General features: G+C 46.0%; 17 protein-coding genes and 2 pseudogenes. 15 read left to right on the plus strand and 4 right to left on the minus strand.

From position 1 onward, the window contains the following. Nucleotides 1–39 precede the first annotated feature (39 nt). A pseudogene (locus E8Q33_RS00855) lies at nt 40–1,039 on the plus strand (rhodanese-related sulfurtransferase). Further along, on the plus strand, nt 1,036–2,703 hold the full coding sequence (gene ggt / locus E8Q33_RS00860; RefSeq protein ID WP_136552195.1) for a gamma-glutamyltransferase: 1,668 nt from the start codon (nt 1,036–1,038) through the stop codon (nt 2,701–2,703). The pseudogene E8Q33_RS00855 and the gene ggt overlap by 4 nt, the downstream one beginning before the upstream one ends. Nucleotides 2,704–2,713: 10 nt before the next feature. On the opposite strand, the gene E8Q33_RS00865 is transcribed toward ggt, so the two are convergent. Then, nucleotides 2,714–3,175 (minus strand): hypothetical protein, encoded by a 462-nt coding sequence (locus E8Q33_RS00865; protein WP_136552197.1) that lies wholly within the window; start codon nt 3,173–3,175, stop codon nt 2,714–2,716. Between the two features lie 34 nt (nt 3,176–3,209). Between E8Q33_RS00865 and E8Q33_RS00870 the strand changes: the two genes are divergently transcribed. Beyond that, on the plus strand, nt 3,210–3,974 hold the full coding sequence (locus tag E8Q33_RS00870) for a TatD family hydrolase (RefSeq protein ID WP_136552199.1): 765 nt from the start codon (nt 3,210–3,212) through the stop codon (nt 3,972–3,974). Here E8Q33_RS00870 and E8Q33_RS00875 read toward each other — a convergent pair whose 3' ends face one another. Beyond that, nucleotides 3,975–4,268, minus strand: coding sequence for an encapsulin-associated ferritin-like protein (locus E8Q33_RS00875; protein ID WP_069295695.1), 294 nt, complete (start codon nt 4,266–4,268; stop codon nt 3,975–3,977). 94 nt (nt 4,269–4,362) lie between these two features. Here E8Q33_RS00875 and E8Q33_RS00880 point away from each other — a divergent pair, with 94 nt between their 5' ends. The 12 genes and pseudogenes from E8Q33_RS00880 (at nt 4,363) to E8Q33_RS00935 (ending at nt 13,555) form a co-directional block, all read left to right on the plus strand. Continuing rightward, nucleotides 4,363–5,274, plus strand: a complete 912-nt coding sequence (locus tag E8Q33_RS00880) for a MoxR family ATPase (protein ID WP_136552200.1) — start codon at nt 4,363–4,365, stop codon at nt 5,272–5,274. Beyond that, entirely contained in the window at nt 5,274–6,242 is a 969-nt protein-coding gene (locus E8Q33_RS00885; protein ID WP_247869850.1) for a DUF58 domain-containing protein, read from the plus strand. The genes E8Q33_RS00880 and E8Q33_RS00885 overlap by 1 nt, the downstream gene beginning before the upstream one ends. After that, nucleotides 6,232–8,280, plus strand: coding sequence for a DUF3488 and transglutaminase-like domain-containing protein (locus E8Q33_RS00890; protein ID WP_136552202.1), 2,049 nt, complete (start codon nt 6,232–6,234; stop codon nt 8,278–8,280). The genes E8Q33_RS00885 and E8Q33_RS00890 overlap by 11 nt, the downstream gene beginning before the upstream one ends. Nucleotides 8,281–8,362: 82 nt before the next feature. Then, nucleotides 8,363–9,099: pseudogene (locus E8Q33_RS00895) on the plus strand (ThiF family adenylyltransferase). Continuing rightward, nucleotides 9,092–9,592 (plus strand): hypothetical protein, encoded by a 501-nt coding sequence (locus E8Q33_RS00900; protein ID WP_211116058.1) that lies wholly within the window; start codon nt 9,092–9,094, stop codon nt 9,590–9,592. The pseudogene E8Q33_RS00895 and the gene E8Q33_RS00900 overlap by 8 nt, the downstream one beginning before the upstream one ends. 277 nt (nt 9,593–9,869) lie before the next feature. Further along, a complete protein-coding gene (locus tag E8Q33_RS00905) occupies nt 9,870–10,424 on the plus strand; it encodes a TMEM165/GDT1 family protein (RefSeq protein WP_136552205.1) in 555 nt (184 codons plus the stop codon). Between the two features lie 58 nt (nt 10,425–10,482). Continuing rightward, entirely contained in the window at nt 10,483–10,980 is a 498-nt protein-coding gene (locus E8Q33_RS00910) for an aminoacyl-tRNA deacylase (RefSeq protein WP_136552207.1), read from the plus strand. A gap of 154 nt (nt 10,981–11,134) precedes the next feature. Next, complete coding sequence (locus E8Q33_RS00915) at nt 11,135–11,485, plus strand: helix-turn-helix transcriptional regulator (protein WP_211116059.1); 351 nt, start codon at nt 11,135–11,137, stop codon at nt 11,483–11,485. After that, nucleotides 11,482–11,754 (plus strand): rhodanese-like domain-containing protein, encoded by a 273-nt coding sequence (locus tag E8Q33_RS00920; protein WP_168800112.1) that lies wholly within the window; start codon nt 11,482–11,484, stop codon nt 11,752–11,754. Before E8Q33_RS00915 ends, E8Q33_RS00920 begins: the two co-directional genes overlap by 4 nt. Before the next feature lie 35 nt (nt 11,755–11,789). After that, nucleotides 11,790–12,014 (plus strand): DUF2892 domain-containing protein, encoded by a 225-nt coding sequence (locus E8Q33_RS00925; RefSeq protein ID WP_136552211.1) that lies wholly within the window; start codon nt 11,790–11,792, stop codon nt 12,012–12,014. A gap of 5 nt (nt 12,015–12,019) precedes the next feature. Next, nucleotides 12,020–12,844 carry a sulfite exporter TauE/SafE family protein gene (locus E8Q33_RS00930; RefSeq protein ID WP_069295687.1) on the plus strand — a complete coding sequence of 275 codons (825 nt, stop codon included), beginning with the start codon at nt 12,020–12,022 and terminating at the stop codon, nt 12,842–12,844. A 15-nt stretch (nt 12,845–12,859) separates the two neighbouring features. Beyond that, nucleotides 12,860–13,555: an MBL fold metallo-hydrolase gene (locus tag E8Q33_RS00935; protein ID WP_136552212.1), complete on the plus strand. Its 696-nt coding sequence runs from the start codon at nt 12,860–12,862 to the stop codon at nt 13,553–13,555. A 4-nt stretch (nt 13,556–13,559) separates the two neighbouring features. Here the strand turns inward: E8Q33_RS00935 and E8Q33_RS00940 are convergent, their stop codons facing one another. Together E8Q33_RS00940 and dbpA are read right to left on the minus strand one after the other, a co-directional pair. Continuing rightward, on the minus strand, nt 13,560–14,498 hold the full coding sequence (locus E8Q33_RS00940) for a sensor domain-containing diguanylate cyclase (RefSeq protein WP_136552214.1): 939 nt from the start codon (nt 14,496–14,498) through the stop codon (nt 13,560–13,562). An 82-nt stretch (nt 14,499–14,580) separates the two neighbouring features. Next, the gene (gene dbpA, locus E8Q33_RS00945; protein WP_136552475.1) at nt 14,581–15,963 is read right to left on the minus strand and encodes an ATP-dependent RNA helicase DbpA; all 1,383 of its coding nucleotides are present in this window, start codon (nt 15,961–15,963) and stop codon (nt 14,581–14,583) included. Nucleotides 15,964–16,038: the final 75 nt, after the last annotated feature.

A 16,038-nucleotide genomic window follows, 5' to 3' on the forward strand; every position in this document is an offset into this window, starting at 1 on the left:
GTAAAATATAGGGCTTTAAAATCTTTACGGAATATTTCTATGGCTCAAACTGTGGTCTGCGCATTATATGAATTTGTCACTCTGGATGATTATGCGGCGATTAAACCATCGCTACTCAAATTCATGCTGGATCATGAGGTACGTGGCACGTTATTACTGGCTCAGGAAGGTATCAATGGCACCGTCGCGGGATCACGTCAGTCAATTGATGCCTTGTTGGATTATTTACGTACAGATTCCAGATTAAAAGATTTGAGTTACAAAGAGTCGTATACCGATACTCCGCCATTTCTGCGCAGCCGGGTGAAACTAAAGCGTGAAATCGTCACTATGGGTGTGGAAGGCATCGATCCAAAACAGTCGGTCGGAACCTATATCAAACCCAAAGACTGGAACAAGTTAATCAGTGATCCTGAAGTTTTGCTGGTAGATACCCGTAATGATTACGAGGTACAGGTTGGTACATTTAAAAATGCCGTTAATCCCCACACCGAAAGTTTTCGTGAGTTTCCAGAATATGTAAAACAGCATCTGGATCCGCAAAAACACAAAAAAAGTCGCCATGTTCTGTACAGGCGGAATTCGCTGTGAAAAATCCACCGCTTATCTCAAAGAACAAGGTTTCGAAGAGGTTTATCATCTGGAAGGTGGCATTCTCAAATATCTGGAAGACGTACCGGAACAGGAGTCACTCTGGGAAGGCGAATGTTTTGTATTTGATGAACGCGTTACCGTTAATCATAGTCTGGAAAAAGGCGAATACGATCAGTGTCATGCCTGTCGGTTACCCATCACCGAAGAAGACAAACAAAGCGAAAAATACCAACGCGGCGTTTCATGCCCGCATTGTTTCGATAAAACCACTGACGATCAAAAAGCCCGTTATGCCGAACGTGAAAAACAGGTACAACTGGCATTGAAGCGCGGTGAAGCACATATCGGCTTGGAATCAAACGAAGCAGCCGAGCAACACCGTATGGAAAAAATACGTCGAAGAGAACAGGATAGGCTTGCCGCCAAACAAAAACAGCATTCATGAGATTATTCACCAGCTTATTACTTTATCTATTTTTTATTCCGGTTAGCTTTGCTCATACTCAAAGCGGACAAGCGGCGATTGCTTCGGCACATCCTTTAGCGACTGAAGCTGGTTTTGAAATTCTTCAACAAGGCGGCAATGCCTTTGATGCAGCAATTGCCGTCAGTGCAGCGCTTGCAGTGGTTGAACCTGCAGGATCTGGTCTCGGTGGCGGTGGTTTCTGGTTATTGCATCGTCAAGCCGATAAACAGCAAATCATGCTGGACAGTCGCGAGACCGCACCCGCCAAAGCACATCGTGATATGTATCTGGACGAAAATGGTGAGGTATTACGAGATTTAGCGCTTAATGGTCCATTGGCCGCCGCTATTCCCGGAACCCCGGCTGCATTGGATTATTTGTCGCAACATTATGGCAAGTTGCCATTATCGACCACGCTTGCCCCGGCAATTCGTTATGCCAAAGAAGGCTTTGCTGTCACACCGCGCTATCAGCGCTATATGGGGTTTAGAAAACAGGCGTTAAATGCTGAAGCCAAAACAATCTTTCTGGATGGAGATGACATTCCCGAATTAGGCACCGTAATTATTCAACAGGATTTAGCCAAAACCCTGGAAGCGATTGCCGAAAAAGGTCGCGATGGTTTCTATCAGGGGGATATCGCTCAACAGATGGTGGAATCAGTGCTGGCCGCCGGCGGTATCTGGACCCATCAGGATCTGGCTAATTACCAACTGAAAATTCGCCAACCGGTGCAAACACAATTTGCTGGTTACACCATCACCACTGCAGCTTTACCATCAGCAGGCGGACAGTTAATCAGCTTGATGTTGAATCAGTTGAATACATTGAATTACCTGCAAGCTAACACCCAACAAAAAAGACATTTGTTGATCGAAACCATGCGCCGGGCCTATCGCGAACGCACTGTACATTTAGGTGACAGTGATTTTGTTGAGGTACCTGATTATTTAACTGATGCCAACTACGCGGCGCAGCTGGCTGCCGATATTGATGCAGAAACTGCCAGCAAAAGTGATTATTTACCTGATGAATTCAGTAATAAAGGTGAAGACACCACGCATTTTTCGATAGTCGATCAATTCGGTAACCGGGTATCCGCCACGCTCAGTATTAACCTGCCTTTCGGCAGCGGCTTTGTTGCTGGCAATACTGGCGTATTACTTAATAATGAAATGGATGATTTTTCAGCCTTAAGTGGCAGCCCGAATGCGTATGAATTGGTCAGTGAATCTGCCAATGCGATCGAACCCGGCAAACGCCCCCTTTCCAGCATGACCCCCAGTTTTGTTGAAAATGACCAACGATTGCTGGTAATCGGCACTCCTGGAGGTAGCCGGATTATTACTATGGTGATGCAAGGCATTCTGCATTTTATGGAAGGCCAGGACGCCGAAGCAATTGTCAGTGCACCGCGATTGCATCATCAATATTTACCTGACCGGGTACAGATGGAAACTCCCGGCTTCAGTGAGGCGGAGCAAGAGGATTTAATCCGCCGGGGTCATCAACTGGATATATTAAATCGTCAATTTGGCAATATGCAGGTAGTAGTTGCTGATAAAACAACTGGCAAAGTCAGTGCAGCCAGCGACCCACGTGGTGAGGGCCTGGCAAAAACTGAAACCATTACGCTCGATTAAAAGGTAAAGGTTACAGCTTCATCTCTGACGGCATCACGCCTTTGCGCGATTGAACCAATGCGCTACCTTCCAGAACAATCAACGCAATTAATGTTAGCGAAAGAGGTACCAAAGCAAACCAGCCCAGTACTGAACGTTGAATAAATCGCATGCTTTCATCGGCTTGAGCCTGCAATAAAAACGAGCCAACACCAAATATGACTGCCGCCACCAAATAAGCACCTAATAGATACAAACTGCGCTTCCAGGCTAGCTTCCAGTGGGCTTGAACCAATGCAGTCTGGTCTTTTGAGTTGTGCGCTTTATAAGCTATTGAGCCAATCATGATGAGTGACCCCAATAACGATAATGAGAAAATCAACCACAGGTTTCGGGTGCCAAACAAAATCGCCGGAACAAAAAAGTGAAATATCGCAACATTGAACATTAAGCGCTCATGTGGCTTACTGGCTTCATGATAGATTTCTGACATGGTATGTTCCTCTGTTTATAAAGGCAGTCTTAACATGTTGCACCTGATTGATAGTCATTGCCATCTCGACTTTAATGATTTTGACGCAGATCGTCAGACTATCCTGACCAACTGTCTTCAATCAGGTATCGAAAAAATTGTCATTCCCGGTGTCACGGTAAATAGTTGGCCCAAACAAATCGAATTATGTAACAGCAATCCAATGCTATCGCTGGCGTTAGGCTGTCATCCAATGTTTATGGAAGAACATCCAGAAGATGCTGCACAACTTCTGGAGCAGGCCGTCCATCAATACCAACCGATCGCGATTGGTGAAATCGGTTTGGATTTTTATGTGGCGGATGCCGATATGAGCGCCCAACTGAGTTTATTTGAAGCACAATTGGATGTCGCAGTTAAATTTGCCTTACCGGTTATCCTGCACGTTCGCAAAGCCCATGATGAAGTTCTCAAACTGTTACGCCAAAAACAACTACCGGGTGGCACTGTGCATGCCTTCAGCGGCAGTGCCCAGCAAGCCGAACAATATCGTGATCTCAATTTTCTATTAGGCATTGGCGGCGCATTGACCTACCCAAGAGCTCAGAGATTACAACGCTTATTTGCTGAATTACCGCTGTCACAAATCGTCTTGGAAACCGATGCGCCAGATATGCCGCTATGCGGTCATCAGGGTCAGCGTAATACCCCTGAAAATATCCCGGTGATTCTGCAAAAGCTTAGTCAATTGCGCGGTGAATCCAGCGATCATATTGCTGAAATCACCACGGCGAATTGTCGACGTCTTTTCAGTATCTGACTAATCGTGGTGATGGGTAATTTCACCTTCAGTAAATAAATAATCCCGTAATTGCTCATCCATCTTTTTATCTTTACGGCGAATCCATTCCAACGTCATTGCGGCATGTTCTTTTTCTTCATCACGATTATGTTCGAGAATCTTTTTCAATTCCGTATCTTTACACGCATCAACCCGCTGGTTATACCAATCAACTGCTTCCAACTCTTCCATCAACGACACGATCGCACGATGCATATCTTTGGTTTCGTCTGATAACTCATTAAACGGCTCGTGGTAACCTTCATTTGACATTTAAATCTCCTTAGCAAAAAGTGAAAAGAACCCAAATCAAATTAGCATGTCTATTCCGACATCAACAATAACCTAAATCAATACAGGATTTTCCATGACGCAAGGCAGCACGGACCGCATACTCCAAACAATTAATGCAGTGATACTGGGTAAACAACACGCCGTCAAACTGGCCTTATCCTGTCTGATTGCCCGTGGTCATTTGTTGATTGAAGATTTGCCCGGTGTCGGTAAAACCACGCTGGCACATACGCTGGCCACCACATTAGGCTTACGTTTTCAGCGGGTACAATTCACCAGTGACATGCTGCCAGCGGATATTCTAGGAGTATCGATTTATGACCCTGAAAAACATCAATTCAGCTTTCATCGTGGACCGATTTTTACCCAGTTACTATTAGCCGATGAAATTAACCGCGCCTCGCCTCGCACGCAAAGTGCCTTGCTGGAAGCGATGGAGGAGCAACAGGTCACTATTGAAGGTGAAAGCTACCCATTGGATGATCCGTTTTTTGTTATTGCCACCCAAAACCCCACTCATCAGATTGGCACCTTTCCATTACCGGAATCGCAACTGGACCGATTTCTGATGCGTATTCAAATCGGTTATCCCGATCATCAGGCCGAACGTGCTTTATTGATTGGCGAAGATAGACGTCAAATGCTTAAACAGCTTACTGCTGACATTACCCCGGATGAATTGCTCGAGTTACAACAATCCGCCAGCAAAATAACATTGAGTGATGCCCTGATTGATTATGTGCAGGCGTTGTTAGCCTATACCCGACAAACGGGTCAGTTTTATAACGGTCTGTCCCCTCGGGCCGGTTTAGGTCTGATTCAAGCTGCCAGAGCCTGGGCCATGATCAGTGGCCGGGATTTTGTGATCCCCGAAGATGTGCAGGCGGTTTTTCCCAGTATCGTTCAACATCGTCTGCAAGCCCGCGAACATCTGCAATCGGCTGATTGGGCAATAGAGATCCTGCAGCAGGTCGCGATCCCCTAATGTTAATGTTGCGCCAATATTGGCAGCGCTGGCGACAACAGCAGCGTTATCGGGTATTTATTTTGCCCAGCCGTTATGGCATGAGTTACGCGATTTTAATTCTGGTGATGTTGCTGGGTGCCATTAATTACAACAACAGTCTTGGCCATTTACTCAGTTTTCTGTTGGTAGGTGTCGGCCATGTTGCCATGCATCACAGCTACCGCAATGTAAGACAGCTAGATTATCAGCTGGGTCATGCTGAACCGACATTTTGTAAACAAAACATTCTGTTGCCGATAACGTTTATCAACCAAAGCCAGCGCCCTATCCGGCAACTGGAAATGGCTTACCTGGCATCACCCTCAGCATCAAGTTGGTGGCCGTTTAAAAAGTTTTCCCGCTATGTTGCGTTTTATAAGGCCGCTTTAATTGCTGCAGATCACAACAGCCTGCATCTGCTACCAATCCCCACCCAGCAAAGAGGATGGCAAGAGTTAGGTCGGCTGCGACTGTCCAGCGTGTATCCGGTCGGCTTGTTATTCAGCTGGTTTTTTATTGATATTAATCAACGGGTTCTGGTTTACCCCAAACCGATCGGTAATAAACCTATGCCACTTCCCTCAGCGATGGAAACTGGTGTGGCTTTGCAACATCAGCAAGGCATTGATGATTTTGCCGGTTTTCATCGTTATCGTGAAGGCGATGCCAGACAACATATCGCCTGGAAAGCTCTGGCACGTGATGGCGTATTACGGACCAAACAGTTCAGCAGTCCCACCGGGCAGAGTCTGATGCTGCAGTGGCAGGATGTTGCTGATCTGCAGGATACCGAAGCCAAATTATCGCAATTATGCCAGTGGATCCTCACCGCTGATGCCGCCGGATTGCAATACGGGCTGGTGATGCCCAATCACACCATTGATATCAGTCATGGTGAACAGCACCGACATCAATGTTTGCAGGCTCTGGCATTGTATGGCGAGTAAAAAGCCGGTTATCGCTCCGTCACAAACGGCCATTCACTGGTTAATGGTGACCTTGACGATTATTGCCATTCCGCATTTCTTCTATCAACCACTCTGGGTCGCGTTGATATTCCTGTTAATGATGAGCTGGCGAGTCATGCATAGCTGGCGTGGTTGGTTGTTACCGGCTGATAAACGGCTGTTAAAAGTGCTGCATTCCATCAGTGCCGTACTGACCATCGTACTGGTGTTTTACAGTTATGGCATCACCATCGGCCGGGATGCAGGTGTCGCGCTATTAACCACCATGGCGGCCTTCAAAATTGTCGAAGTAAAAAGTCTGCGGGATTATTATCTGAGCTGCTTTATGGGGTTTTTCCTGGTCATTACCCATTTTTTCTTTAATCAAAGCATTCCAATCGTCATATTGATGCTGGTGAATGTGATCCTGCTGACCAGTTGTTTGATTACTGCCAACGAAACTGACAGCTCTGCCAAAAACCGTGTCAAACAGGCCAGCGTTATGGTGTTGCAAGCTACGCCGTTAATGCTGCTATTGTTTGTGTTGTTTCCACGCATTTCCGGCCCAATCTGGGGACTGCCCAATGATGCATTGGATATTCCCGACAGCCTGCCAGACAGCATGACCCTGGGCGAAGTACCGCCTCGTAACAATGCCATCAGTGGCATGTCTGATGATATTACCATCGGCAATATCAGCCAGCTGATTCAATCCGATGCCATTGCCTTTCGCGTTAAATTTGATCAGAACCAGTTTCCTGATCGGCAGAATCTGTATTGGCGTGGACCTGTACTCTGGCATACCGATGGTAAACGTTGGCTGCCGCTTAATGACAATCAGAAAAGGCTGGATAAGCCCTTACAAATTCATGTCACTGGTGAATCAACGTCTTACAGTATCACCCTGGAACCACACGACAGGCGCTGGCTATTTGCTTTGGATTTCCCCACTACCTATCCCACCACCATGCAGACCCAGCTCACCGCAGATGGTGAATTAAATAGCCGCGAAGCCATCAAGCAACGAGTGCAATACCAATTAAGCTCACACAATCAATACCAATTTAACCCGGAAATGGATGGCTATTTGGGCTATGGGTTAAATCTGCCGGATGATCGCCATCCACGCAGTCAGCGATTAGCCCGGGATTTGGTCGAAAAAAGTGAGTCCAGTGAAGCTTATATAGAGTCAGTATTGGATTATTTTCGCCAGCAAAACTTCAGCTATAGCCTCACACCTCCAGCCTTGCGCGGCGATACTATTGACCAGTTTCTGTTCGAAACCAGACAGGGGTTTTGTGAACACTATGCAGCGAGTTTTACCGTATTAATGCGCGCTGCCGGTATTCCGGCCAGAATTGTCACCGGTTATCAAGGTGGCGATATCAACCCGGTCGATCAAATTCTCACTGTCCGCCAGCGTGATGCGCATGCCTGGACTGAAGTCTGGCTGCCAAATAAAGGTTGGATCAGAATTGATCCTACCTCTGCGGTATCAAGTAATCGGGTAGATTTTGGCATTGGTGATTTATTACCGGCTGAGCGACGATCCCCCAGAGCAATTGCCAACAACGATCGGCTGGTGGAAATGTGGCAGTCAGCGAGAAACAACTGGGATGCACTCAATAGTGCCTGGGATATGTGGGTTGTCAGTTACGGGCCGGAAAGACAACTCGATTTACTCAAAAAACTCGGCATGCATCAGCCGGATTGGCAAAAAATGATTAGCTGGCTGGCGCTAGGCATTGCGCTGATATTCAGTTGGATTGCCTGGACAACATTAAGATTGAAGTCTGTATCCCAAGATAAAGTGCAACGAATTTATCAACAATTTTGTGCCAAGCTGGCCCGACTAGACATTGTGCGTCAGCCCAATGAAGGACCAGAAGATTTTGCACTTCGGGCGCAACAGGCCCTTCCGGCGTATCAACAACAGATTGCGACCATCAGTGAACTTTATCTGCATTTACGTTATCGCGGCGATGCCGTTGAAGAAGATTTCTTTGATTCAGTGAAGCAGTTTAAACCTCATCATTAACAGTTCAGTCAGCGCCTTTTGCCATTAGCGGATGGTTATCGGAAAATAGCCGGAATTAAATTTTTGTTGTTGAGGAAAACGAATGGCGCACAGCAATCCGCTTTTTGAGCGCACGCATATTTTGCTGGGAGACTCCGGTATTGAACGGCTACAGAACAGTCATGTTTTTCTGGCAGGCATGGGTGGAGTTGGCTCGTTTACCGCTGAAGCGCTGGCTCGTATGGGTGTTGGTAAAATGACTCTGGTGGATCATGATGTCGTATCAGCGTCGAATCTGAATCGGCAACTGGTAGCACTAAAATCAACGGTCGGTAAATTAAAAGTCGAAGTCATGGCAGAGCGGATCGCAGATATAAATCCGCAATGTGAACTGAACCTTATTACTGATTTTTTAACGCCGGAAACCATTCCCGACACGCTGAATCAAGGCTTTGACGTAATCATTGATGCGATTGACAGCATGAGCAGTAAAACCACATTACTGGAAACTGCATGGCGTAATCAGTTGCCGGTATTCTCCAGTATGGGTGCGGGCGGTAAACTTGATCCGACCCAAGTGCGTACCGGCGATTTAATGAATACGTCTATCTGTAAGCTCGCCAAACAATTACGTTCACATTTACGCAAGCGCGGTGTCGGTAAAGGTATCCAAACCGTTTATTCGCTGGAATACCCGTTACCACCATTGCCCCCAGAACCGGTCAGCCGCGGACGGCCCGCGCTGTAAACGGCACGGTAAGTTATATGCCTTCTATATTCGGCTTAACGCTGGCGGGCCTGGTGATTAATCATATTATTGGTGATGCCCGACGTGTCTGATCCGCAAAATGTGGTGAATTGCACAGCGTTCTATCAACAACATCTGCAAACACTGCTGCAGCCTTACGGCATTGAAATCAAACCGGTTGCTGAGCATGAAGCCATACCGGGCAGTTTTTTTGGTGAACGTGAAGCTGGGCTGGTAGGCAATCAATTATTGCTGCGGTTTGATACGCCAGTACATTCAGCCTTGCATGAGGCTGGTCACTATATCTGTATGGATGGTCAACGGCGCATTACTTTAGATACGGATGCGGCCGGTGATTATGACGAAGAAAATGGCGTGTGTTATCTGCAGATCCTGCTTAGTGATTTTCTGCCTGATCTCGGCCGAGATCGGATGATGCTGGATATGGATAGTTGGGGTTACAGTTTCCGCCTCGGCAGCGCCAAAGCCTGGTTTGAACAGGATGCCGAAGACGCTCGTGAGTGGCTGCTCTCACATCATATTATTGATGAAAATAATCAGCCTACTTGGCAACTACGAGATTAAAAAACAAATATTGCAGTACTCAGTTGAGGCCGCTTATAATGCCTCCTGTCTTAGGGGAGTAGTCTACCCATCTTAAGGCCTGTTTATTTCCCATCAATAATGAGAGACAAACAGACCCTAGTGCGTGAATCTGTCAACATACTTGTGTCCTCAAGACACATGGCAGGTTCGTGTCATTCGCTAGAATGGCATTGGCAAGACCTGAGGCAAATAACAACTCCATAGGCGGGTAGTTGTTATTTGCCTTTGGTTTTTATCCCGCCTGAGTACCCAAATCATGGAAGCTTTTTTTGTCTCAACCACCACCGTTGCTCTGGCGGAAATCGGTGATAAAACCCAACTCCTTTCGTTATTCCTGGCCGCACGTTTCCGTGCCCCCATTCCCATCATTTTCGGCATCTTAGTCGCTACCCTGCTTAATCACGGTCTCTCAGCCTGGCTGGGTGTCTGGATCACTGAGTTTATTTCTCCGCAAACTGGACAACTCCTGATCGGCATCAGTTTTATCGCTGTCGCGTTATGGATATTAATTCCAGATAAAGAAGAAGATGCTTCTTCAAACCTGAATCGTTATGGGGCATTTGTTGCGACGCTGGTATTATTTTTTCTGGCCGAGATTGGTGACAAAACGCAAATCGCCACCGTTATTCTGGCCGCCCAATACCAGCAGTTCTTTCTTGTTACATTGGGCACAACCATTGGCATGATGCTGGCAAATGTGCCAGTTGTATTATTCGGTAACCAGTTGATGCAAAAGTTACCACTAAATGCAGCTCGCTATGCGGCCAGTTCTGTCTTTATGGTTTTGGGGTTGCTTACTTTCATGTTTTGACAGTTTCACTGATAAATTCTTACAGTAAATATTTTTGAATCAACTTGATGGAGAATCCATGAGCCAGACTATCAGCTCGCCAGTCACTGAATTATTAACTCAGCACGCTGTTACCTTCGAAGTGGTTGAAATACCGCTAAGTGAAGATAAAAAACCAATCCGTAATCTGGAAGAGTTACTGTCAGGTCAGGGTCGCGATCCCAATTCCGTGGTACGCAGTCTGTTATTTAAAACTGGTTCGGGTCAGTTTTGCCTGCTGGCAGTAGCCGGTGGTGGACGTGCCGATTGGGCAGCTTTAAGAAAACAGCTTGGTGAGAAAAAACTGCGTATGGCCGAATTTGATGAAGTCTCAGAAGCCACTGGTTATGTAGTCGGTGCAGTGCCCCCCATTGCGTTGCCTGAAACAGTTATGGTTTTAGCTGATAACAGTGCATTCCAGTTTGATCAGGTGATTATTGGCAGTGGTGTTTTAGGCTATGCGCTGGCATTAAGCGGCAATGATCTACAAAAAGTCATGTCAGACGTACCCGTCAGCGAATTCGTAAAAATAGAGTAAAGCATTAACAGCTGGCGCCTTACACGCCAGCTTCCTCTCATCTTGTCCAATAATTGTTTATTCTGCAGCCCTAAACATCACCCCTGCTAATTTAGATTTATCTAATTTAGATAACACTGATATACTTGCTTCATATTTTTTGCAAGGACACACCATGAGCACAGCTCCCCAATCTTTTCCTGATATGCACGAGATGCAAACTCATGCAAAAAAAGCGGCTTATTTGCTGAAGCAAATGAGCAACGAGCACCGGCTGATGATCTTATGTGCATTGGGAAACCAGGAGCTGGCCGTCAGTGAAATAAATCATCTGGTACCGCTCAGTCAGTCAGCATTATCACAGCACCTTGCCAGTCTGCGTCATGCTGAATTAGTCAAAACACGCAAAGATTCGCAAACCGTCTATTACCGGCTTAATGGCGATGCCGCGCTGCGCATCATCGCCGTTTTGCAATCTCTGTACTGTCCTGAATATCAAACTTCTTCATGTGGAGAAAAATCATGAGTTATTCCATCGAAAAACCAAAAACTGTGTTTTTAAGTAAAACACCCGCCGATCTATGCATTGTCGATGTCAGAACCACTGCCGAGCTAAAGGCAAAAGCTTTACCCAGCGCCATTCATTTGCCATTGCAGAGCTTCACCACGGAATCATTCCAACAGGTAATTAACCAGCAAACAACACAACCGGAAAAGATCTACCTGTTATGTCATTCAGGACGACGTGCCGAAACTGCCGCCAAACAGATTGATGGCAAGTTTCCCAATCGTTAGTGGTGATTGAGGGCGGTATTCAGGCCGTTGAGAAGATGAATGCTGACTGGGTGATCACACAGGGAAAAGCTATTTCTATCGAACGCCAAGTTCGCATTGCTGCGGGAGGTTTGGTATTAGGCGGCGTAATTCTTGGATTTGCTGTGCATTCAGCCTGGTTTGCCTTGTCAGGATTTGTCGGCGCTGGTCTGATGTTTTCTGGTATTACCGATAGCTGTGCAATGGGCTTAATCATCGCAAAAATGCCCTGGAATAAATAATCTCGATGTTGCTGATAATTGGCATTGTGATTGGTTTATTGCTTGGCCTTACCGGGGCTGGTGGTTCAGTGTTTGCTGTGCCATTACTGATTATGCTGGGCGGCGTTTCAATCCATCAGGCCGTAACGTTATCGTTAGCTGCCGTTGCTGCGGTTACCTTGTATGGCAGTGCCCGAAATTTCAGTAATCAAACGATTTTATGGAAACCAGCTGCTTTATTAGCCGTTAGCGGAATGTTGGGGGCTCCGTTAGGACAAATGTTAGCCATCAGGTTAAGTGAGACGGTTCTGGTGACTGGATTTAGCCTGTTGGCAGTCATTATCGCTATTCGCATGTGGGTTTCAGCAACAACAATGCCGGAAGCCAGCAAAGTAGTTCGAAGCAGCCATCTATCATTGCAAAACGCCACCGGCGTGCTGTGTAAGTTTAGTCCGACCGGAGAATTTCAATTACGCCCACGCTGCATGAGTGGATTATTGCTGGGCGGCTTTTTGGTTGGCTTGTTATCCGGTTTATTTGGTGTGGGAGGCGGTTTTTTAATTATTCCGTTACTGCTGTTACTGAGCCAGGTCAGCATGATACAGGCCGTCAGTACATCTTTGATTGTTATCGCTGTGATCAGCAGTACAGGGTTTATTTCACATCTCACGTTTGGACAGATCAATTATCTCCCATTTGAATCACTGGCCTGGCTGATTACCGGAGGACTGGCCGGTATGTACGCGGGTCAACTTATCAGTCACAAAATAGCCAATGCCCTTTTACAAAAAATCTTTGCCATCGCCCTATTAATAATGGCCATAACGCTGTTTTTTCTGCATACAACATAGGAGCAAATCATCAGTATGTTATTCAGACAACTTTTTGAAAAAAACTCATCTACCTACAGTTATTTGATTGCAGATACCGATACCAAACAAGCTGTATTAATTGATCCGGTGATTGACGAAACGGAAAGCTATATACGCTTATTAAACGAATTTGGTTTAACGCTCAAAGTGGCGATGGATACGCATACTCATGCTGATCACATTACGGCGCTTGGCAAACTGCGTGAACTTACCGGGTGTGAAACCTATATGGGACAACAGGCAAATTCTTCGTGTGCCAATGATAGTTTTCATGATGGCAGTGAAGTCGTGGTGGGGAAAATTGTGCTCACCGCCTTACACACGCCTGGACATACTGATGATTCTTACAGCTTTGTATTGAACCATGAAGGGCAACAATATCTGTTCACTGGCGATACCTTATTGATACGCGGCACAGGCCGTACTGATTTTCAAAATGGCAGCGCCGCAGATCAATACAACAGTCTGTTCGACAAGTTATTGAAATTTCCAGAGGAAACCTGGGTCTATCCGGCGCATGATTATAAAGGCTGGATGGTCAGCACCATCGGTGAAGAACGCCAACATAACCCGCGCTTACAAGTGAAAGATGTTATTGAATACAAAAAAATCATGGATAACCTGAATTTGCCCAATCCGAAAATGATGGATGTTGCTGTGCCAGCGAATCGCGCCTGCGGCAATCTTTGATTCGTTAAGCAGACTGAATGCAGTTACGCCCTTTCTGCTTGGCTTGATAAAGCTGTTTATCTGCTCTTTCGATTAATTCAATATGATCGCCATTTTGCGAGGGAATCATGGTGCTAACACCGAGACTAATGGTAAGTAACTGACTTACTTTTGAATGCTCATGCGGAATTTGTTTTTTAAATAACGACTGCCGACAGCGTTCTGCCACAGCCCAAGCGGCATTTTCATCGGTTTCAGGTAACAACATAACAAATTCTTCACCGCCAAACCGGCCGAAGAAATCACGTGACCGTGCGGCGACGCCATTTAAGGTTGATGCCACCTGCTTCAGACAATCATCACCCTGCAAATGACCATAACAATCGTTATATTCTTTGAAAAAGTCGATATCCATAATGATCAATGACAAAGGCTGTTTATTCTGCCGGCCCTTAAGCCATTCGGTTTCAATAACATTATCAAACATCCGGCGATTCGCGACTCCGGTCAAGCCATCTTTGAAAGACAGTTCTTCCAACTCTTTTTGCAGCTTGAACAGTTCCTGTTCGGTTTTTTTACGCTCGGTGATATCAAACATAAACCCGATTAAGGAATCGACTTCACCATTTTGTTTTCGCACAACATGGACTACATCACGGATCCACACATAGTCCCCGTTTTTGTTCAGGGCCCGATAATCTGCTTCGTGATCGATACCGGATTGAGACTGCGAAACACAATAATCGACTACCCACTGCCGATCTTCCGGATGCATTCGAGTTGCCCAGTCTTCAACTGTTTGCCAGCTAGCCGGTTCCCAGCCAAGCAATGCCTCAATCTGCGGACCGATATAGGTAAATTGCAATGTTGACCAATCTATCTTCCACGGAATCGCTTTGGTCGATTCCAGTAGAGTTTTGTAAACATCGTTTACGGTGGGTACATCATTGATCAAATCAGTCATGGCAAAACTCGTTAAGATTTAACCCAAAGGATAGCTTTTTCCAACATTACATCAAGCACTGCTAACCTAATATTTACGTAAATTATCGAATCTTGCGTGCGCGAATTGCACGGCCTTTAACTTTGCCATCCGCCAGATAATTCATTGCCTGACGCAAGGCTGATTTGCTTACGGCTACATAACTCGACATATCAAAGATATCGATTTTGCCAATATCTGCTCCGTCTAAACCCGCATCGCCAGTCAAGGCACCCAGAATATCCCCGGGACGAAGTTTGTTTTTACGGCCTGCATCCAGCTGTATGGTCACCATATCTGCTTCAAGGGTAAAACTATCATCACGATCCAGCGAAGCTGGCACATCACAGCGACAAGGTTTCTTTTGATATTTCTCAATTGCCAGCATGCGTGGCACTTCAGCTTCGGCCACCAGACTCATTGCCAAGCCAGACTCCCCTGCCCGACCAGTTCGACCAATACGATGGATATACACTTCCGGATCACGTGGTAATTCATAATTGATCACCATTTCAATCGCTTTGATATCCAGACCGCGTGCGGCCACATCAGTAGCAACTAATACCGGACAGCTCTGATTGGCGAAGCGAACTAAAACCTGATCCCGTTCACGCTGTTCCAAATCACCATGAATCGGCTGAGCATCGATTTTTTTATTTCTTAGCATCTCAGCAACTTCATCACATTGTATTTTGGTGTGGCAGAACACAATGGCGTTCTTAGGTTTATAGTGCTGAAATAACATGATCAATGCATTGTTACGTTCATTTTTTTTGATTTCATAAAACAGCTGATCAATAACCGTTTGCTGGTGTTGTGACTCAACAGTAATTCTTGTCGGATCCCGCTGAATAGTACGACTGATCTGTTTGATACCGTCGGGAAACGTCGCGGAAAACAGTAAGGTTTGTCTGGAGTTTGGCGTCTGACCAATGATTTCCTGCATCGCATCAACAAAGCCCATATCCAACATGCGATCGGCTTCATCCAGCACCACGGTTTTGACTTTATTCAATTTGAGTGTGGATTTTTTAAGATGATCCTGAATTCGCCCCGGTGTACCAACGACGATATGAGCACCGTATTCCAATGACGCAATTTGTGGACCCAGCGGTTTACCACCACATAACATCACCAGTTTAAGATTCGGTATACCACGACCCAGACGACGTAATTCTTTACCGACCTGATCGGCTAACTCTCGGGTTGGACAAATAATCAGCGCTTGAACAGCAAAGAAATCCGGTTGGATGTTTTGTAACAGACCAATACCAAAGGCAGCCGTTTTACCACTGCCGGTTTTGGCTTGAGCAATGACATCCTTGCCTTGCAGAATTAACGGCAGGCTTTGTGCCTGGACAGCAGTCATTTGCTTATAGCCAAGAGAATCGAGTACGGCCAGTTGTTCAGCAGGTAAATTTAACGATGAAAAATCAGTAGCAGACATGGGGAGCTTTAAAGAAGGAAAGAAAGCGAGCATGATACCAAAAAGCTCGCTGAAACATTGCTTTACCTGAGTTTC

The sequence above is a fragment of the Methylophaga sp. SB9B genome, assembly GCF_004832235.1.
Taxonomy (GTDB): Bacteria; Pseudomonadota; Gammaproteobacteria; order Nitrosococcales; family Methylophagaceae; genus Methylophaga; species Methylophaga muralis.